This window comes from Thalassospira profundimaris, assembly GCF_003326675.1.
Lineage (GTDB): Bacteria > Pseudomonadota > Alphaproteobacteria > Rhodospirillales > Thalassospiraceae > Thalassospira > Thalassospira aquimaris.
In genome coordinates this window covers 186,227-205,718 of sequence record NZ_JPWF01000006.1, presented here as the reverse complement: position 1 = coordinate 205,718, position 19,492 = coordinate 186,227, and the positions used below count along the sequence as shown (strand labels likewise).

Below are 19,492 nucleotides of genomic sequence, written 5' to 3'. Positions count from 1 at the left end.
TCCAAGCTACTGGTCGCAATTATGTGTGCCGTGACGCAAAACTTCCTGCACAAGGCTTGAACATCAGATAGTCACAAGCCTTGCTTACGCAAGTAGGTTGTCGGGTTTCGGCGACGATTTGAAACCACTTTCCCACAAAGGTACTGGTGGTGCAAACCGCCATCCTCCGCCAAATGCAATTTTTCCCCTGCCCAGAGGCCAATCGCAGCCGGCGGCGGATAATACGTCGGAAAGCTCCGAAACCTCAAGCCCGCCAACGGATCGCAAGCCTTCTTTATCATAGAGTGCAGGCATGGATGCAAGGGCTGCGCGTGGCAAATTACCAATAAATGGTACTATTTCGCGCAATGCGGCCCGAAATGCCTTTGTGTGACTGACATCACAAAGGTCAAGCGGCCCTGCCAGCAGGCCGTCAAACGGCGCATCCATTTGGCCGTTTAACAACAATTCAAACCGGTTATCCCAACGCAACAAAGGTTGTTTGTTCCCGTAATTTGGCGAAACAACAACCGGCGTACGATCAACCCGCCCGACTTCGCGATAAACGCAAATCTGTCCCTTGCGGCCATGTAACATACACCCGCCGAGGCTTATACGCCCGGTTGCGTCTTGGGAAAGTTTGCTGATCGCGGCATCAAGCGCATCAAAGGCCGGCATGTAATCAGCCCCGCCCACGGTACGGACCACCTGCCCCAGCGCATAGACCCGCGTGGTTTTGCCAAACTCAGCGGCAAAAAAGGCATCGTAATCAAACAGTGCCACACCACAACCATGCAACGTCACAGCACGCGCCAGCAAGCAGCCGATATCGTGTTCAAGCGTCAACCGGTCGGCATCATTATTGCCCAAAACATCCGAAGGAACGTCTTGTTCGTGGAGCGATTTACGCACGCGCACCCGTTCGAACTTGTCATTCCGGTTTGACGGATCTTCAACCCAGTCCTGATTGAATGCGCGAAGTGTTGCGATCAGATCAGCCTTGGACACATTCAAAAGCGGGCGCAACAAACGGCCATTTGGCAAGAACCGCCGGGCAGACATCCCTGCCCGGCCCAGTGTCCCGGCATTGCGCAACTGGCGCATGGCAATCGTTTCGGCCTGATCCCCGGCATGATGGGCAACCAGAAGGTGGAAAATGCCGTGGTCCACCATGACCTGATCAATCAGATCATAGCGGGCGATGCGTGCACGTTCCTGCACCGCACCAGACGGTTTATCGCCTTCCCAACGGACGACGACATGTTCAATCCCGTATCTGGAAAGCTGCGATCCGACCCATGCGGCCTCGGACGCAGAATCAGCGCGTAAACCATGATCGACAGTGATGGCCAGAACCGCACCGCCTTGCGCCTGACACCAGTGATGGGCCAACAGAACCAGCGCCATGCTGTCTGCGCCGCCCGACACGGCAACCGCCACACGCGGGTTCTGCTCGAACGGGTCAAACTGCACCATCAATTGTTCAAAGACAACGGCGTCCAATGGAGTTCCACTGGACGCCGCAGCAAGATCAGGATTTGTTGGAACACTGTCGGTCATGACATGACTGTCACCAAAAACAGGCGACTAACATCCGCGGTTTTTGCGTTCCTGTCGGGCGCGATCAAGCACCACGTTGGAGGCATTCGGGAAGTTGTCGATCAAATGACCAAAAGCGGTGCAGGCATCTTCATTCTTGCCTAGATTGGCAAGCGACATGCCCAGCTTCAAAAGATTGTCCGGGGCCTTGGTGCTATCCGGATAGGTCTGAAAACCTTCGGTAAAGGCAATGGCCGCGTTTTCAAACTGACCGCGCACATAATAGGTTTCACCAAGCCAGTATTGCGCATTCCCGGCCAGCGGATCGTTGGGATGCGAGGACACAAAGCTGCTCAGTGCTTTTTCAGCAGCCGGGAAATCCTGTTTGCGCAACAAGCCAAATGCTTCGCGATACTGTTCTTCGGGGGTGCCACCGGAAAGCGCCGCGGTCTGGGTTGCGGTTGAAGCCACGGCCCCCGTGGATGCAGCAGGACCAGACGGGATTTTCGGCGGCTGGCCTTCATTTTCAATCACACCAAACAGTTTGGTGCCACGATCATTAAGCTGTTCACCACTCCCGGCACCACCACCCAACTGGGTCGCGGCAACACCATTGCCGGTCGGTGCCGCAGCACTGGTTTCTGCACCAGCTTGCGGGGCAACACCAGCAGCCCCACCAGACATCACAGACCCGCCTTCGAGTTGGCCGAGACGGAAATCAATATCAGCAACCAGCCGTTCAAGACGTTCTTCCATTTTCCGAATACGGAAATCGAACTGTTCGATCTGACCGGTCAGTTGGGTTGCACTGCGTTGAAGATCGTTAATCTGGACTTGTTGGCGAGCAGCAGCCGGGGATCCGTCATCGGCCCCTGCAACGGCGGCACCACCAGATGCGCCAGCAGCCCCGCCCGTCCCTTCGCGATAGACATAGCGCTGCAACAGATCAAGATCCTTGCGCAACTGGTCGACCTGACGGGACATGTTGGCATCTTGTGCGTGGACCTGCGTGGTCGCAAGCGACGTCATGCCAAATACGGTGCCGATGGCAAGGGCTGCAAGAAGATGCCGGCCTTTACGCAAAGCAACCATCCGGGATGCGCCAGAACCTGTGATCTCTGTCCGGTCAGACTGGATGGATGCACTAACAGTAATGTGCTGTTTCGTGGTCGGTCGAACTCGGATCATTGTCGGGTCCTTTGTCGTCAATGCAATCTTTGATGCGTCACTATGAACAGGACACAAGCATAGTTTCAACATTTTCTGGCGGCAAAAATAAGGCGCCTGCCCCGAACGGGACAGACGCCTTGATATTCAAGTCAGGCTTTCACCTGCACGCGCTTAACGGATAACCGATACAGAGCGGCGGTTTTTAGCCCAGCTTTCGTCGTCATGACCAAGAGCAACCGGGCGCTCTTTGCCATAAGAAATGGTTTCGACGCGCGACGGATCGATACCCAGAGCGATCAGGTAATCTTTAACCGAGTTCGCACGGCGTTCGCCGAGTGCAAGGTTGTATTCACGGGTACCGCGCTCATCGGCGTGGCCTTCGACAACAACTTTGTACTGCGGGTATTTCTTCAGCCAAGCGGCCTGCAGTTCGAGGGTGCGACGAGCTTCACCGGCGAGGTCGTATTTATCGAAGCCGAAGAAGACGCGGTCACCAACGTTAACAGCGAACCACTCTGGGCTGCTTTCCGACAGCGACGTGCTGGTGGACGGCTGGTTTACAGTCGATACACCCTCGCCACCAGTGGTCGCAGAGTTATCAGGTGCAGTTTCACATGCAGCCAGAAGAGCGGCGGCAGCAAAAACGCTGAGAATACGAAGTTTCATTTAAGTTTTCCCCTTAACACCGGACGCATTCGCCCGAGGTTGGTGTTTTCCATGTCTCGCGACACCGAAAATGCCCGCGATTAAAGCGAATCGCATTCAGTGCTTCGCGATGACTATACTCTTGAGAAATCAGGGAATCAAGGGCGACCATGCTGGATCCGACCCATCTGCAGGTGTAACGATCTCTCGCTCGTTGTAACCTGTGAGATCGATCGAATACAGACGATAGCGATCCTTGGTCCCGTCCCTGGACGGGTGCTGGCGGTGATACATCAACACTCTTCCGTTCGGCGCCCATGTTGGTCCCTCGACGAGGAACCCTTCGGCCAGCAGCCTTTCTCCACTGCCATCTGGCCGCATGACACCGATATAGAACCGACCTCCTTGCGATTTGGTGAATGCAATCAGGTCCCCGCGTGGCGACCAGACTGGTGTGGCATAAAGACCACCGCCAAAGCTGATACGCTGCACGCCCCCACCATCGGCATTCATCACATAAATTTGTTGTGCACCACTGCGATCGGAGTTGAAAGCAATGCGCGACCCGTCAGGCGAATAGGAGGGCGAGGTATCCACGGCCGGATGACGCGTAAGCTGGTGCTTTTCACGTGTGCGCAGGTCCAGCTGATAAATCTCGCTGTTCCCGTCAAACGCTTGCGACATGACGACCGAGTTCCCGTCTGGCGCGAATCGGGGTGCAAAAGTCATCCCCGGGAAATCGCCCAGCAGCTCCAACTCGCCGGTATCAATATCCAAAACATAAACGCGCGGCTTGTCGTTAAAGTACGACATATAAACCACTTCCTGTGCCGTCGGCGAGAAGCGCGGGTTCAGCACAAGGAACCGACCGTCCGACAGGAACCGATGGTTTGCACCATCCTGATCCATGATCGCCAAACGTTTTACACGTTTGTCAGCCGGGCCTGATTCAGACACATATACAATCCTGGTATCGAAATAACCGCTTTCGCCGGTGATACGCTTATAGATCTCGTCAGCGATCTTATGCGCAATCCGACGCCAGTTATTGGGCTGTGTACGATAGGCAACCCCGGACATCTGGGTTTCTGCCAACACATCCCAAAGTCGGAATTCGACACGAAGTAATCCGTTTGGTTCCGTAACGACGCGACCATTGACCAGTGCTTGCGCACTGATGGCACGCCATTCGGCAAAGTTCGGGTTGACCGCCAATGAAGCCGCACTCTGGATGAATGCCTTTTCATTGATCGGCGCAAACAGCCCCGAACGTTCCAGGTCAGCAGCAATCACCTGCGTCAGATTCTGGCCGATTTCGGTTTCGGCCACACCATCGCCCGGGAAACGGGTGACGGCGATCGGCATCGGTTTCAGCTCGCCCCGGGTGATGTCAATCCGGAGCTCCGCCTTTGCCGGCGACATAAAACTGACATTCAGGCCAGCGACAACGGCCAGGGCACACAGTGCCGCAACACTGCCTTTTGCCCAAAATCGTTTTCCTGCGTTGGTCTTGATGGTCATCCTGCCTCGCTATTTTCCACGCGTGTTCAAGAACTTATCATTAAAGGCCCAGCATTTCACGCATGTCGAAATTGAACGTGAATGTGCGCCACATTTCATATTTATCCAGCGGCAGTTTTAGAGGACTGCATTGCGGATTTAGCACTGCTCGCAAAGCACTTTCTGCAATCGTACGGCGAGAAGAATCGCCCTGAATATCATTCAGATTACTGATACGTGCCTGTCGAACAGTTCCGTCGGGGTTTGCGCTGACATGAATTTCAACAGCAAAGTTCCCTGCTTCTTTTGCACCAGCCGGCGGGCTCCAACAGCGTTCAATCTGACGTTTGACCGCGTCAAGTTCGCTCATCGTCAGATTGGCGTCCAGTCTGGTTGCAACAACCTCGCTGGCATTTTCCTGTGGAACTTCATCGGGTTGCGGTTCCGGTGTCGCCTGTGCAGTCTCCTTTAGCTTACTCACATCCTTAAGAACGCTCAGGAAGTCGCGTTTCTTCGGCTCTTCCTTCTTGGGTTCTTCTTTTTTCGGTTCCGGCTTCTTCTCCGGCTCCGGTTTGGATGGTTTTGGTTTGCTTTCAGGCTTTACCGCGGCCAACTCGGTCGGCTTTGGTTCAGGCTTCGGCTCGGGCTCTTTTTTAACTTCAGGCAACGGAACCGGTTCAGGTTTCGGGGCCGGTTTGGGCTCTGGCTTCGGTTCCGGCTTGGGTTCGGGTTTCGGCTCTGGCTTGGGCTCCGGTTTTGGTTCGGGCTTTGGCTCTGGCTTCGGTTCCGGTTTCGGCTCGGGTTTTGGTTCAGGCTTGGGTTCGGGTTTCGGCTCTGGCTTGGGGGCCGGTTTGGGTTCCTTTTTCGGTTCCGGCTTTGGCAAAGCCTTGGTCGGGGCTGCGGAAAATTCATCCACAGTCACGACTTCGACCGAAATGGACTGCAATTCCAGCGGCGTTTCATCAAACAGGTCAGGCAAGCCCAACCATGCCACCAGAAACAGCACAAGATGCAAACCAAGCGATATGAGAGCGTAACGCAGCATAATCAGTTACGAACCCTTTTGGGGCAGTTCGGCAATCAGGGCCACCTTGCTAAAGCCGGCATCCTTGATCAGCCCCATGACTTCCATCACCCGACCATAATCAATGGCCTTGTCCCCGCGCACAAAGATGCGGGTATCGGCCTTGTTGTCGGTGATCGCAGCGAGTTTTTCGGTCAGGGTGTCCTGAGCGATTTCGCTGTCCATAATATAAATCGTACCTTCGCGCGATACCGACACGACAAGCGGTTCATCCTGGCCTGTCATCGGAGCAGCACTGGTTTCAGGAAGGTCAACCTCGACCCCGACGGTCATCAAGGGTGCCGCGACCATGAAGATCACAAGCAGCACCAGCATGACATCGACCATTGGCGTGACGTTGATGTCGCTCATCGCGGAACGGCGATTGTTGCGACGTCCGCGACGGCGTCCTCCACCCGATTTGGCAAGCTGTGCGCCCATAATCAGTCTCTCGAATCGTCAAGTTGGCGCGACAGGATCGAGCTGAACTCGTCCACGAAAGCTTCGAGCCGGTTGCTGTAACGGTTGAGGTCACTGGAAATCTTGTTATAGGCAACCACCGCCGGAATTGCGGCGACAAGGCCCATGGCGGTTGCAAAAAGTGCCTCGGCAATACCCGGTGCCACAACAGCAAGCGATGTGTTTTTCGAAGCAGCAATCGACTGGAACGAAACCATGATGCCCCAGACCGTACCAAACAGACCGACGAAAGGTGCGGTTGAGCCAACGGACGCCAGGAAGGTCATGTATTTCTCGACCCGGTCCATTTCACGACCAAGGGTGATTTCCATGGATTTTTCAAGGCGCTGCTGCAAACGGGCGCGCATGGTATCACCATGAACACCGCGCGCATTCGAACGACGCCATTCACGCATGGCCGACACAAAGATTGCCGACATCGGATCACGCGGTTTGTCAGCAATCCGGTCATACAAATCTTCGAGTGACCCGCCCGACCAGAAGGCTTCTTCGAAGGTATTGGCCTGTGCGCGCAACTTGCGCAGGCGCATCAGTTTTTCGATTACAATCGCCCATACCCAGACAGAAGCCATCAACAGTCCGATCATCACCGTTTTGACGACCAGTCCAGCCTGCATGAAAAGTCCCCACAGAGACATGTCATGCGCCATGACCGACTGCCCCAGCGTTACCGCGTCGACCACTTGATTTTCCATATTCCCGTCAGTCCTTGTTCACATCCAGATATCGACTAAATACCGTTCTTAATTCTTCGGGCAATCTTTGTGCCCGAAGTTCTTCCAGCGACATGCAGGCGAGATAAATCTCGATCACCACAAGTTCATCCCCGTCGCGCATGATTTTCTGTTCGAAACCAAGCGATGCGCCCCCTAGCTTAATCACCCGGCTTTCCACCGTAAGGCGGTCTTCCAACTGGGCAGCGCGACGAAAATCGACGGTACAGTGTCGAACCGCTATGGCAACTTTGTGGCGTTCTGCAACATTTCGATTGGTAAAGCCCAACAGGTTAAGCATCGCTGAACGCGCACGCTCGGCAAATGCCAGATAGTTGGCGTGATAGACGATGCCGCCAGCATCTGTATCTTCATAAAATACGACTAAAGGATAAATGTGGCGCTTGCCTTCGATCTGCCCCATCAGGACGTCATGCGCAGTTTGGGTCATCAGGAATCGCCCCCGGATGATCCGTTGGCCTGACGATCAAACAAATCAGACATCGGCACCCCGCCCGCTTCACGCGGCGGCGTCAGACCAAGATGCTGGAACCCTTTGATGCCCAGCATACGCCCGCGCGGGGTACGCTGAATCAGCCCCTGTTGCAGAAGGTACGGTTCAATCACGTCTTCGATGGTGTCGCGTTCTTCTGACAACGCAGCGGCAAGGGTATCGACCCCGACCGGACCACCACCATAGTTACCAGCAATACAATTAAGGTAACGACGGTCCTGACTGTCGAGGCCAAGGTTATCGACCTCAAGACGGGTCAACGCCGCATCGGCAATGAACTTATCGACCGGCGACTTTTCGGCCACGGCGGCAAAGTCACGCACACGCCGCAACAAGCGCCCGGCAATACGGGGCGTACCGCGTGACCGACGGGCGATTTCCATCGCACCTTCTTCGGTCATATCGAAATTCAGAAGCCGCGCACCACGTGAAACGATGCTGACCAGTTCTTCAGGTTCATAGAAACGCAGACGCAGCGGAATACCAAAACGATCGCGCAACGGTGTTGTCAAAAGACCCGAACGCGTGGTCGCCCCGACAAGGGTAAAGGGCGGCAGATCAATACGGACGGATCGGGCTGCGGGCCCCTCGCCAATGATCAGATCAAGCTGGAAATCTTCCATCGCCGGATAAAGGATTTCCTCCACCGCCGGGTTCAAACGGTGAATTTCGTCAATGAACAGAACGTCACGCGGCTGAAGATTGGTCAGAAGTGCGGCAAGATCACCTGCCTTGGCGATAACCGGACCCGATGTCGCACGGAACCCGACACCCAGTTCGCTGGCGACAATTTGCGAAAGCGTGGTTTTACCCAGGCCCGGAGGCCCAAAGAACAAGACATGATCCATCGCCTCTTCGCGGGCACGCGCCGCCTGAATAAAGACATCAAGGTTTTCGCGCACTTCTTTCTGACCGGTGAAATCATCCAGTCGACGCGGACGCAGCGATCCTTCCTGATGGTCTTCTTCGCGACGCTCACCACTGAGCAGACGGTCTTCTTCTTCGCTCACGCGCTAAGCTCCTTTAGTCCCAGACGGATCAGGGTATCAATTGTCTTGTCATCACCAGCCTGCTGGGCTGCCTTGCCGACCGCACCAAATGCCTCGGAACGGCCATAGCCAAGATTGACCAGCGCAGAAACCGCGTCCGCCATCACGACACTATCATCCACAACCGGCTCGGCCGGGGCTTTGTCGATATTCACATCCGCAGATGATTTTGATGCTTTTTTCGATTTTCCAGCCGGTTTCGCCGGTTCTGCCGCCGGGGCAGCCGGGGCTGCAACCGGACCAAGATTAAGCTTGGCGGCCTTGTCTTTCAGTTCGCCGACAATACGGGTGGCAACTTTGGGACCAATACCCGGTGCACGGCAAAGGGCCGTCGTATCCTGTGCGGCAAGGGCGCGCAAAAGATCGGTCGGGCTTAGAACAGACAGCAATGCAAGGCCAACCTTTGCGCCAACACCCTGAACGGTGGTGAGAAGGTTGAACCACTGCTTTTCCGCATTATCGGCAAAGCCATACAGATGAATGTGATCTTCACGGACATGGGTTTCGATCATCAAACCGGCATCCCCGCCCTTGGCAGGCAGCATCGACAATGTCCGGCGCGATGCAAAAACAAGATAGCCGACACCATTCACATCAATGATGACGCTGTCTTCGCCAATAAAATCGACAATTCCGCGCAGTTTCGCGATCACCTGTATCGTCTCCCGTATCCTGTTGGTTTGGCTGACAGACTTGCCGCCAGCGACCTGTTACCAGCATGTTGCGCATGACAAATGGCAACTGCAAGGGCATCGGCCGCATCCGCCCCGGAAATTTCACATCCCGGAAGCAGGGTCGAGACCATCATCTCGACCTGTTGCTTGGCAGCGTGACCAGCCCCCACCACAGTCTTTTTGACGGCATTGGGTGTATATTCCGTTACCGGAATGCCGTTGCGTGCCGGTGCCAGCAACGCGACACCACGCGCCTGCCCCAATTTAAGGGTCGATACCGGGTTTTTGTTTACGAAGGTTTCTTCGACCGCCGCCTCGTCCGGGGACCAAGTCTGGATCACTTCGATCAGACCGGTATGAAGCTGGTCAAGACGTTCGGCAAGGGTCAGGGATTGGGTCGAGGTCACAATACCGTTGGCCACGTGGCGCATACGGTTGTCCTGAAGGTCAATGATGCCCCAGCCCGTGCGTTGAAGTCCGGGGTCAATTCCGAGAACTCTGACCACAGCGTCACCCTATTTCCCACAAAGCAGATACAAAACACCCGCCATTCAAAATATGAAGGGCGGGCATAAAGCCGCCCCCGAAAACGATGGCATCAACCAGCATATTCGGGGGAGTACTTTTTAAACAAGCTTAGTTATCGAGACCGGCAACGATTTCGTCGGTCCAGGCAACATTGGTCCAGACGTTCTGAACGTCATCGTTGTCTTCAAGGACATCAACCAGCTTCATGATGCTCTGGGCCTGATCAACATTGATCTCGGCTTCGGTCGCAGCACGGAAGACCAGTTTCGCACTTTCCGGATCGCCGAACTTTTCGGTCAGCGCTTCGCGAACAGCGTTCAGGTCTTCGATTTCGGTATCAATGACGTGGCTGTTCTCGTCCGACTCAACGTTTGCGGCACCTGCTTCGAGGGCGGCTTCGAAGAGTTCGTCTGCATTGGCGGCATCCGCCGGATAGACGATTTCGCCAAGACGGTTGAACATGAAGCCGACCGAACCGGTTTCGCCAAGGTTGCCGCCGCTTTTTGCAAAGGCAGCACGGACTTCGGATGCGGTACGGTTGCGGTTGTCGGTCAGAGCTTCGACAATAACAGCAACGCCAGCGGTGCCATAACCCTCGTAGCGGACTTCTTCGTAGTTGTCGCCGTCACCTGCACCGGTCGCCTTTTTGATTGCGCGGTCGATGTTATCTTTCGGCATGTTCTGCCCACGGGCAGCAGCAATCGCGGCACGCAGACGCGGGTTGCTGTTGATATCGTCACTGATCTTTGCCGACACGGTAATTTCGCGGGCAAGCTTGGTGAAGATCTTGGCGCGCTTTTTATCCTGCGCACCTTTGCGATGCATGATGTTCTTAAATTGGGAATGGCCGGCCATAACCTAAAACCTGTATTCATTGAACTCGATGTGGAACGGTATCGGGTGATACCACGCCGGTCATGCGGGAGTTCCCTGTCAGACCAGCCCGTCCGGGCCTTCGCAAGACATCGTTTTATGTCCACTGCGACCGTCACGGACGAAAATTTCGACCGCTCCTATAGCGTGTTTACCTGCACAGGTCCAGCAGAGCTTGGAAGGAACATTAACATCCGCGCAACCATGCCCCTGCCGGACCGATCTCGCGACCGGTGAAATCCACAGTAATTTTCTTGCATTTTGCGGCTTTGGTTTGGTTAGATGTTGCAGAGGTCAAGATATTCTTTCATTAATAATAAGAATGGAGCTTATTAAACTAAAGAAGAACGCTCCAACGCTCTAGGGGTCCAAAATACCGGCTATCTGAAAAGGCTCATCGCTTTATTCAGCAGTCGACACAACCCGAACGGACACAGAAGCCAGACGGGACAATCAGGAAACAAAGGTTAGATAGAATGGGAACTAGATTCGGGGTCCAAAGCAAATTACTGATTTCATTTGCTCTTGTTGGATTGTTGGCGGTCGTATCCGCTGTTGTCGGTGCCGTTTCTTTCAACAAGTTCGGTGATGCCCTTACAACCATCACAGAAGAAAAACTGCCACCAATTGCCGCCGCACAGGAACTGGCAACTGAAAGTGCCGAAATCGTCGCCATCGCACCGCGTATTGTCGCAGCCGCCAATACCGAGGAAGAAAACGCGATCAATGACGAACTTGCCTTGCGCCTGCAGGCACTTGTTTCGAAAATCAACGAAATCGAAGCCACCGGCTTCATGCCCGAAGTCATTGCCAGCATCAATGACAACCGTGGCCTGTTGCAGGACAACCTTGAAAAGCTTCATGCCGTCACCCAGGAACGTTTCCAGATCACGGACGAGAAAGCCGAGAAGCTTACCGATTTCCAGAATCTGGCAAAACGGTATGCCGATACGCTGAAGCCGGTTCTGTCCTATACCCAGAATGACATTTCCCAGGGCGGGCAATTTGCTGCGTCCTTCGAGAAAGACCCGTCGAAGCAATACAGCACCGACAAGGAAGAAATTCTCGAGGTCTTCAAGAAGTATTCTTCTGCAATCGATACCCGCACCCCGATCCTCGAGATCGAACGTCTGGGTTCGTCTGCTTCGAACATGATCATTTCGAGCACCACGGAAACACAGGCAGTTCGCCTGTCGATCATCCCGGTGCGTATCCGTGGCACCTATAGCGATGCGCTTAGCAAGCTTGATTCCATCGGCAACGATCGCCTTAAGGCATTCTATGTCGATCTGATCGAGAAAATGCAGGCCCTTTCGGTTGGTGATGGCAGCCTGCCCGATCTGCGCAAACGCGAACTTGAAGCAGGTGAACAGAGCCAGGCTCTTGTCGTGCAGAGTGGCGAATATGCCAATGCGATGCGCGCAAGTGTTGCCGAACTGGTTGCCGGCCTTAATCAGGAAGTCGCCGATGCCGCCACACAGGCCGGTGTTGTCGAGAAACAAGGTCTGACTGCCCTTGCTGCTGTTGCTGCAATTGGCATTATCATTTCGCTTCTGATCTATGTTCTGTATGTCCGTGGCAACGTTCTGCGTCGTCTTGGCGGCTTGCAGAAAACCATGGTTCAGCTTGCCGACGGCAATCTTGATGTTGATGTCCCGGCAAAGGGCACTGACGAGATCAGCGCGATGGGTCGTGCCGTCGAGGTCTTTAAGGAAAATGCCCTTAAGGTTCGCGAAATGCAGGCCGAGGAAGAACGCCTGAACCGTGAACGCAACGAAGCATTGCGTGACGAGCTTCTTGGCCTTGCCGATACCCTTCAGGGCGAAGTTGAAACCGCCGTGAACGAAATTGCGGCCCTTGGCCAGCAGCTTCAGGGTGTTTCGGGTCAGATGACGTCAAGTGCGGAACTTGTTTCCGGACAGACCGAAGACGTTGCGACATCTGCACAGGAAGCCACCGGTAACGTTGAAACCGTTGCCGCAGCGACCGAACAGCTTTCGGCATCGAACGCCGAAATTAATCGTCAGATGGCGGAATCAACCCGTATCTCCAGCGAGGCATCGACCCGCGCACAGCAGACCAACGAACTGGTGGTCAGCCTGTCGCAGTCAGCAGATCGTATCGGCGAGGTTATCGCACTGATTACCGATATTGCCGAACAGACCAACCTGCTGGCCCTTAACGCCACCATCGAGGCCGCGCGCGCCGGTGATGCGGGCAAAGGCTTTGCCGTGGTTGCCGCCGAGGTCAAAAACCTTGCCAACCAGACCGAAAAAGCGACCGAGGAAATCTCGGGACAGATTGCCGGTATTCAACGTGCAACCGGTGAGTCTGTAAACGCGATTGGTGATATCGGCCGCATCATTGAAAACATCAATGAGATTGCCACCACCATTTCGGCAGCGGTCGAAGAACAGGGTGCCGCCACCGACGAGATCACCCGCAACGTTCGCGGTGCGGCGGATCGCACCCGGTCGGTTTCGGCATCGATCACCGAGGTCGCCAGTGAAACCGGCAAGACCGGCGAATTGTCGAGCCAGGTTCTTGCCACGGCACAGGATGCCTCCGAGAAGGTCGAAAATCTGCGTTCGCGGATCAACGGCATTCTCGATGATCTGCGCAAACAGGCACATGATCGTGCTGCTTCCTGATCAGGGTATCTAACCTCTTCCTGACTGAAAGGACCCGCCGGTTGGCGGGTCCTTTTTTGTTTGCCGGATGTATCCCCGGCCCTTTCAAACCCGCCCCATCATCACGCAGAAGCAGCTATCAGCCTGACATTTGCCACAACCTATACGTCTGTTTAAGCATGAAAACTCATGCTTAGTTTGCGTTAACTGTGCTATATCCCCTTCAATAACAATAGATAAGCCGTTTGTATTCGGTCATGTCGCCCCACGACCTGGCAGACCGACCCTTCCTAAAAACGGCATTCCCGGGAAGCTAACTCTGAGAGACCCGCAATATGTGCGTTGACGCAGCGATGTGTCGACACTGGACTAATTTGTCTTTGGGGTAACATGAACTATGGGACTTATTTTTAAACGCGGCACCTCCCCGTCGCCATCAAGCAAAACAAAAAAATCTGGGTTTGGGGTACGCGGTAAACTTGCTGGCGCTTTCTTCCTTGTCGGGTTGATTGCCATTCTTGCTGCATCCGTTTCTGTATTCTCGTTCAATAAATTTGGCGGGCAGCTTGACTACATCACCTATGAACAATTGCCACCGATGTTCACGGCACAGCAGTTGGCAACCGACAGTGTGAAGGTTGTAGCCGCAGCCCCGCGCATTGTTGCAGCGACCTCGCCCGAGGAAGAACAGATTGTCAAAATCAAGCTTGATATTCTGCTTGATAGCTTGCGCGAGAAACTGGACATCCTGTCCGCTTCAGGATTGCCGACCGCTGCGTTGGCCCAGATTGAAGCCGACGGCAAACGTCTGGCACAAAATCTTGAAACTCTGCACGAAGCCACCCTGCGCCGCTTTGATGCTGCGAACAAGCTGGCCGACGGGATCAGCAAGTTTCAGGACCTGAACAGCAAATACAACTCGATGCTGAAACCGTTGCTGGCGATGTCACAGAACCAGATCAACAATATCGGCAATCAGGTCGAAGAAATCCGCAAGGATGCTGCCTACCTGACCTTCGAGCAGAAAACAAAGGGTACGGACCTTCTGGTCAAACTCGACGATGCCATCGCCGAACGCGAACCGGTTCTTGAACTGTCCAAACTTGGCGGGGACATCGCCAACACTGTTCTGGGTGCCGCTTCGGGCAATGATGAAACACGCCTCAAGATTATTGGTGTGCAGGTGAATGCCGTCATCGGTTCGGTCGAGACCCTGATTTCAGGTCTGGAGAACAAGAAACTCCAGAAATACTATTCCGATCTGATGACCCAGATTAAGCCGCTTGCAGTTGGCAATGACAGCATTCCGGCAATGCGCCTTTCGGAACTGGCCCTGATCAAGGAACAGGCCGATGTTGTTGCGGAAAGTGGCGAATATGCCACCGCAATGGAAAGCGGTGTTGATGCACTGGTTCAGTCCCTGCAAACCGGTGTTGACCGTTCTGCCGGTGCTGCCAAGACCCTGAACACCCAAAGCACCTATGTCATGTATGCCGTTGGTGCAGCAGCAATTGTTTTGCCGCTTCTGATCTTTGTCTTCTATGTACGTGGCAGCCTGCTCCGTCGCCTTGCCGGTTTGCAGAAAACCATGGTGTCTCTTGCCGATGGCGATCTTGATGTCGATGTCCCGTCCAAGGGCAATGACGAGATTTCGGCAATGGGTCGTGCAGTTGACGTGTTCAAGGAAAATGCGATCAAGGTCCGCGAGATGCAGGCCGAGGAAGAACGCCTTAACCGTGAACGTAACGAAGCATTGCGCGACGAACTTCTGAGCCTTGCCGATACCCTTCAGGGCGAAGTTGAAACTGCGGTGAATGAAATCGCCGCCCTTGGTGAACAGCTTCAGGGTGTTTCGGGTCAGATGACCCAAAGTGCCGAACTGGTTTCCAACCAAAGCGAAGATGTTTCGACCTCGGCGCAGGAAGCCACCGGCAATGTTGAAACCGTTGCCGCCGCAACCGAACAGCTTTCAAGCTCGAATGCGGAAATCAATCGGCAGATGGCCGAGACCACCCGCATTTCCAACGAAGCCGCCCAGCGTGCCCAGCACACCAATGAGCTGGTGCACAGCCTGTCGCAATCGGCCGGTCGTATCGGCGAAGTCATCGCCCTTATTACCGACATTGCAGAGCAGACCAACCTTCTGGCCCTGAACGCCACCATCGAGGCAGCCCGTGCCGGTGATGCAGGCAAAGGCTTTGCCGTGGTTGCCGCCGAGGTCAAAAACCTTGCCAACCAGACTGAAAAGGCGACCGAAGAAATCGCCGGTCAGATTTCCGGCATTCAGAAGGCAACCGGTGAGTCCGTCACCGCGATTGGCGAGATAGGTGCGATCATTGATAACCTCAATGAAATTGCCACCACGATTTCGGCAGCGGTCGAGGAACAGGGTGCGGCAACCGATGAAATCAGCCGCAACGTTCGCGGTGCTGCCGATCGCACCCGTGCAGTATCGGCATCGATCACCGAGGTTGCCAACGAAACCGGTCGTACTGGTCAGTTGTCGGGCGAAGTTCTGACGACGTCCCGTGCGGCATCGGAAAAGGTCAGTGAAATGCGCAACCGCATTGCCACTATTCTGGAAGACCTTCGCCAACAGGCACGTGACCGCGCGGCATAAACTGCCCTGTCCGACTTTCTTAAAAAGGCCCGTCACATGGCGGGCCTTTTTCTTTGGGGCACAATTGCATACCGTTTTCATGTGCGCAGAGATGTATTTCACGCTCGACACAAAATCCTATACCGGTGCATAGTTTTGGCGGAAAATCCTGCGAACGTTTTGAGAACGTGGTATCGATTATCCTAATAAATATAAAAGCAAGCCTTCCCTTTCTATTCCCGTAATCCCGTTTCCGGCGATTTGCGGGTTCCCCAAAGCGGCTTGATCAGGAAACAAAGTCCAAGCAACGCGCATCTTATGCGTCGGCACGTTGCTATGTCGGCGTTTGGTTCTCTGGTCTACGGGGTAAGTGGAGTATGGCTTCGAATATCAAGCACGGCGTTAAGCCGTCATCGTCGAAAAAGACGAACAAATCAGGGTTCGGCGTCCGTGAAAAACTGGCGGCGTCATTCTTTCTGACCGGCGTTATTGCGGTCCTTGCAGCCGCGGTTGCGGTCTTTTCCTTTTCAAAATTCGGCAGCCAGCTTGGCAAGATTGCCTATGAACAATTGCCGCCGATGTTTGCGGCCCAGCAGCTTTCTGCGACCAGTTCAAAGATCGTGGCATCGGCCCCGCGTATTGTTGCGGCCTCCACGCCAGACGAAGAACTGTTGATCAAGGCGGAACTTGATCAATTGCTTGCCAGTCTGAATGAATATCTGGGGCAACTTGCCCATTCGGGTCTGCCCGAAGAATCTCTGAGCCAGATCGAGGCGAATGGCAAAGACCTGGCAAACAGTTTGGAAACTTTGCATCAAACCACGATTGAACGATTTGAAATCGCCCAGGAGCTTGCAGGGTCGCTTGGCAAGTTTCAGCAATTGACCGGGCGGTTCAATTCGATGATCCAGCCGGTTCTGTCTGCATCCCAGACCCAGCTTACCGGCATCACCAGCCAGATCCAGGAATTGCGCCTGAGTGGCGCATTCATGACGGCCGAACAAAATGCGTCGACCAAGGGGCTGCTGTTCAAGCTTGATGAAATCATGACGGCCCGTGCGCCGGTTCTTGAACTTTCAAATCGCGGTGCTGAAATCAGCAACACCATCCTTTCGGCGGCATCATCGAACGACGCCATGCAATTGAAACTGATGGGGGTTCAGGTACGCGGTTCGGTTGGCGTTGTTAACAGCACGGTCGAAAGCCTTGAGAACGAGAAACTCAAAAAGTTCTATCAGGGACTGATGAAGGACATTACCGAATTGTCCACCGGCGAGCGCAGCATCCCGACCCTGCGCGCGACCGAGCTTGGCCTTTCCGCCCGACAGATCGAGATTGTTGCGCAAAGTGCGGATTATGCATCGGCGATGGAACAAGGTGTCACCGGACTGGTTGATATGCTTCAGACCGGCGTTGACCGTTCTGCGGAATCAGCCAATGCACTGACCAAGCAAAGCTCCTTGGTCATGTATGCGGTTGGTGCCGCGGCAATTATCCTGCCGCTTCTGATCTATGTGTTTTACGTGCATGGCAGCCTTTTGCGCCGGTTGGCAGGCCTTCAGAAATCGATGGTTTCCCTAGCAGAGGGGGATCTTGATGTCACTGTCCCGTCAAATGGCAGTGACGAGATTTCAGCCATGGGCCGGGCAGTTGATGTGTTCAAGGAAAACGCCGTCAAGGTCCGCGACATGCAGGCCGAGGAAGAGCGCCTTAACCGTGAACGCAACGAGGCATTGCGCGACGAACTTCTGAGCCTTGCCGATACGCTTCAGGGCGAAGTTGAAACCGCCGTGAATGAAATCGCCGCCCTTGGTGAACAGCTTCAGGGGGTTTCGGGTCAGATGACCCAAAGTGCCGCCCTTGTTTCCAATCAAAGCGAAGATGTTTCATCATCTGCACAGGAAGCCACCGGTAATGTTGAAACCGTTGCCGCCGCGACCGAGCAACTTTCCAACTCGAACGCGGAAATCAATCGCCAGATGGCGGAAACCACCCGCATTTCCAACGAAGCCGCCCAGCGTGCCCAGCACACCAATGCGCTTGTCGTCAGCCTGTCGCAATCGGCCGGTCGTATTGGCGAGGTCATCGCCCTTATTACCGACATTGCCGAACAGACCAATCTTCTGGCCCTGAATGCCACCATCGAAGCGGCGCGCGCCGGTGATGCCGGCAAAGGCTTTGCCGTGGTTGCCGCCGAGGTCAAAAACCTTGCCAACCAGACCGAAAAGGCGACCGAAGAAATCGCCGGACAGATTTCCGGCATTCAGAAAGCAACTGGTGAGTCCGTGACCGCCATCGGTGAAATCGGGTCGATCATTGATAACCTCAATGAAATTGCGACATCGATTTCGGCCGCGGTCGAACAGCAAGGGGCTGCGACTGATGAGATCAGCCGCAATGTCCGTGGTGCAGCCGACCGCACCCGTGCGGTATCGGCATCTATCACCGAGGTTGCCAATGAAACCGGCCGTACCGGCCAGTTGTCGGGTGAAGTTCTGACCACGTCGCGGGCGGCATCGGAAAAAGTTGGGGAAATGCGCAATCGCATTGCCACCATCCTTGATGAATTGCGCCAACAGGCACGTGACCGCGCAGCGTAATAGCCCGGACGATGTTTAACGACAAAGGCCCGCCAATCAGGCGGGCCTTTTGCATTTTTGTCTGTTCTACCCGTCTATATCAGGCGCTTGGCCAGCTGCCTTTAAGGCGACCGCCAATGCGAACCGGTTCAATGCGCTTGGCAAGGCCGGTTTTGTCATCGGTCTCGACAAATACGCCGCACACGGTTGCCGGTCCCTCGGCCGGTTCAAAGCGACCGGACGGCATTTTGGTCAGGAACTTGCGGACCGAGTTTTCTTTTTTCATGCCGATCACGGAATCAAAATCGCCGCACATGCCAACATCGGTTTGATAGGCCGTGCCATTTGGCAGGATTTGCGCATCTGCGGTCGGCACATGCGTATGCGTGCCCAGCACAAGTGACGCCCGCCCGTCGCAATGATGGCCAAAAGCCATCTTTTCCGACGTGGTTTCGGCATGGAAATCCAGAATGATCGCATCGACATTTTTGCCAAGCTTGTGCTTGTTAAACAGCTTGTCAGCTCCCTGGAACGGACAGGAAAGCGGATCCATGAAAAGGCGACCCATCATGTTGATGACGCAGACCTTCTTGCCCGATTTGGTTTTAAAGACGTAATCGCCGTTGCCCGGCGTACCATCCGGGAAGTTCCAGGGACGCAGGAGTTTTTCATCTTCGTCGATATAGGCGATGATTTCGCGCTGATCCCAGACATGGTTGCCTGTGGTCAGGACATCGGCCCCTGCCCCATAGAATTCCTTGCAGATTTTTGCCGTGACACCAAAGCCATGCGCCGCGTTTTCCACATTCACCACGGCAACATCAACGGACAAACGATCACGGAGCATCGGCAATGCATCGAGTGCTGCCTTGCGACCGGTTTGACCCAAAACGTCGCCAAGATGAAGTAAACGCATATTCTTTCCTGTGTCTTTTACATGCCCGAATTGGCACGGCT

General features: G+C 54.6%; 16 protein-coding genes. 3 read left to right on the top strand and 13 right to left on the bottom strand.

Annotated features, from left to right (window positions below):
* Positions 1 to 84: 84 nt before the first annotated feature.
* The 12 genes from tilS to TH19_RS10780 form a co-directional block, all read right to left on the bottom strand.
* Positions 85 to 1,539 (bottom strand): tRNA lysidine(34) synthetase TilS, encoded by a 1,455-nt coding sequence (tilS, locus tag TH19_RS10835; protein WP_114102371.1) that lies wholly within the window; start codon positions 1,537 to 1,539, stop codon positions 85 to 87.
* A 27-nt stretch (positions 1,540 to 1,566) separates the two neighbouring features.
* Positions 1,567 to 2,706 carry a tol-pal system protein YbgF gene (gene ybgF, locus TH19_RS10830; RefSeq protein WP_258547913.1) on the bottom strand — a complete coding sequence of 380 codons (1,140 nt, stop codon included), beginning with the start codon at positions 2,704 to 2,706 and terminating at the stop codon, positions 1,567 to 1,569.
* Between the two features lie 153 nt (positions 2,707 to 2,859).
* The gene (gene pal / locus TH19_RS10825; RefSeq protein WP_114102369.1) at positions 2,860 to 3,354 is read right to left on the bottom strand and encodes a peptidoglycan-associated lipoprotein Pal; all 495 of its coding nucleotides are present in this window, start codon (positions 3,352 to 3,354) and stop codon (positions 2,860 to 2,862) included.
* A 129-nt stretch (positions 3,355 to 3,483) separates the two neighbouring features.
* Entirely contained in the window at positions 3,484 to 4,854 is a 1,371-nt protein-coding gene (gene tolB, locus TH19_RS10820) for a Tol-Pal system beta propeller repeat protein TolB (protein WP_114102368.1), read from the bottom strand.
* A gap of 40 nt (positions 4,855 to 4,894) precedes the next feature.
* Positions 4,895 to 5,878, bottom strand: coding sequence for an energy transducer TonB (locus tag TH19_RS10815; protein WP_114102367.1), 984 nt, complete (start codon positions 5,876 to 5,878; stop codon positions 4,895 to 4,897).
* 6 nt (positions 5,879 to 5,884) lie between these two features.
* Positions 5,885 to 6,337, bottom strand: a complete 453-nt coding sequence (gene tolR / locus TH19_RS10810; protein WP_181846388.1) for a protein TolR — start codon at positions 6,335 to 6,337, stop codon at positions 5,885 to 5,887.
* A 2-nt stretch (positions 6,338 to 6,339) separates the two neighbouring features.
* A complete protein-coding gene (gene tolQ, locus TH19_RS10805; RefSeq protein WP_114102366.1) occupies positions 6,340 to 7,071 on the bottom strand; it encodes a protein TolQ in 732 nt (243 codons plus the stop codon).
* 7 nt (positions 7,072 to 7,078) lie between these two features.
* A complete protein-coding gene (locus tag TH19_RS10800; protein ID WP_114102365.1) occupies positions 7,079 to 7,540 on the bottom strand; it encodes a YbgC/FadM family acyl-CoA thioesterase in 462 nt (153 codons plus the stop codon).
* Complete coding sequence (ruvB, locus tag TH19_RS10795) at positions 7,540 to 8,613, bottom strand: Holliday junction branch migration DNA helicase RuvB (RefSeq protein WP_114102364.1); 1,074 nt, start codon at positions 8,611 to 8,613, stop codon at positions 7,540 to 7,542. The genes TH19_RS10800 and ruvB overlap by 1 nt, the downstream gene beginning before the upstream one ends.
* Positions 8,610 to 9,305, bottom strand: a complete 696-nt coding sequence (ruvA, locus tag TH19_RS10790) for a Holliday junction branch migration protein RuvA (RefSeq protein WP_114102363.1) — start codon at positions 9,303 to 9,305, stop codon at positions 8,610 to 8,612. The genes ruvB and ruvA overlap by 4 nt, the downstream gene beginning before the upstream one ends.
* Positions 9,302 to 9,832 (bottom strand): crossover junction endodeoxyribonuclease RuvC, encoded by a 531-nt coding sequence (ruvC, locus tag TH19_RS10785; RefSeq protein WP_114102362.1) that lies wholly within the window; start codon positions 9,830 to 9,832, stop codon positions 9,302 to 9,304. The genes ruvA and ruvC overlap by 4 nt, the downstream gene beginning before the upstream one ends.
* Positions 9,833 to 9,962: 130 nt before the next feature.
* Positions 9,963 to 10,709 (bottom strand): YebC/PmpR family DNA-binding transcriptional regulator, encoded by a 747-nt coding sequence (locus TH19_RS10780; protein WP_114102361.1) that lies wholly within the window; start codon positions 10,707 to 10,709, stop codon positions 9,963 to 9,965.
* A 494-nt stretch (positions 10,710 to 11,203) separates the two neighbouring features.
* On the opposite strand from TH19_RS10780, the gene TH19_RS10775 reads away from it, so the two are divergent.
* The 3 genes from TH19_RS10775 (at position 11,204) to TH19_RS10765 (ending at position 18,556) form a co-directional block, all read left to right on the top strand.
* A complete protein-coding gene (locus TH19_RS10775) occupies positions 11,204 to 13,378 on the top strand; it encodes a methyl-accepting chemotaxis protein (protein WP_114102360.1) in 2,175 nt (724 codons plus the stop codon).
* Positions 13,379 to 13,754: 376 nt separating this feature from the next.
* Complete coding sequence (locus tag TH19_RS10770) at positions 13,755 to 15,977, top strand: methyl-accepting chemotaxis protein (RefSeq protein ID WP_114102359.1); 2,223 nt, start codon at positions 13,755 to 13,757, stop codon at positions 15,975 to 15,977.
* A 356-nt stretch (positions 15,978 to 16,333) separates the two neighbouring features.
* A complete protein-coding gene (locus TH19_RS10765; RefSeq protein WP_114102358.1) occupies positions 16,334 to 18,556 on the top strand; it encodes a methyl-accepting chemotaxis protein in 2,223 nt (740 codons plus the stop codon).
* Between the two features lie 79 nt (positions 18,557 to 18,635).
* Here the strand turns inward: TH19_RS10765 and TH19_RS10760 are convergent, their stop codons facing one another.
* Positions 18,636 to 19,451, bottom strand: coding sequence for a TIGR00282 family metallophosphoesterase (locus tag TH19_RS10760; RefSeq protein ID WP_114102357.1), 816 nt, complete (start codon positions 19,449 to 19,451; stop codon positions 18,636 to 18,638).
* Positions 19,452 to 19,492 lie beyond the last annotated feature (41 nt).

What these genes read in the sequence shown, in the direction of transcription:
- TH19_RS10760 (WP_114102357.1), bottom strand. Translation starts at nt 19,451, where the DNA reads ATGCGTTTACTTCATCTTGGCGACGTTTTGGGTCAAACCGGTCGCAAG.
- TH19_RS10815 (WP_114102367.1), bottom strand. Translation starts at nt 5,878, where the DNA reads ATGCTGCGTTACGCTCTCATATCGCTTGGTTTGCATCTTGTGCTGTTT.
- ybgF (WP_258547913.1), bottom strand. Translation starts at nt 2,706, where the DNA reads ATGATCCGAGTTCGACCGACCACGAAACAGCACATTACTGTTAGTGCA.
- TH19_RS10770 (WP_114102359.1), top strand. Translation starts at nt 13,755, where the DNA reads ATGGGACTTATTTTTAAACGCGGCACCTCCCCGTCGCCATCAAGCAAA.
- tilS (WP_114102371.1), bottom strand. Translation starts at nt 1,539, where the DNA reads ATGACCGACAGTGTTCCAACAAATCCTGATCTTGCTGCGGCGTCCAGT.
- TH19_RS10780 (WP_114102361.1), bottom strand. Translation starts at nt 10,709, where the DNA reads ATGGCCGGCCATTCCCAATTTAAGAACATCATGCATCGCAAAGGTGCG.
- TH19_RS10775 (WP_114102360.1), top strand. Translation starts at nt 11,204, where the DNA reads ATGGGAACTAGATTCGGGGTCCAAAGCAAATTACTGATTTCATTTGCT.
- pal (WP_114102369.1), bottom strand. Translation starts at nt 3,354, where the DNA reads ATGAAACTTCGTATTCTCAGCGTTTTTGCTGCCGCCGCTCTTCTGGCT.
- tolR (WP_181846388.1), bottom strand. Translation starts at nt 6,337, where the DNA reads ATGGGCGCACAGCTTGCCAAATCGGGTGGAGGACGCCGTCGCGGACGT.
- tolB (WP_114102368.1), bottom strand. Translation starts at nt 4,854, where the DNA reads ATGACCATCAAGACCAACGCAGGAAAACGATTTTGGGCAAAAGGCAGT.
- TH19_RS10800 (WP_114102365.1), bottom strand. Translation starts at nt 7,540, where the DNA reads ATGACCCAAACTGCGCATGACGTCCTGATGGGGCAGATCGAAGGCAAG.
- tolQ (WP_114102366.1), bottom strand. Translation starts at nt 7,071, where the DNA reads ATGGAAAATCAAGTGGTCGACGCGGTAACGCTGGGGCAGTCGGTCATG.
- TH19_RS10765 (WP_114102358.1), top strand. Translation starts at nt 16,334, where the DNA reads ATGGCTTCGAATATCAAGCACGGCGTTAAGCCGTCATCGTCGAAAAAG.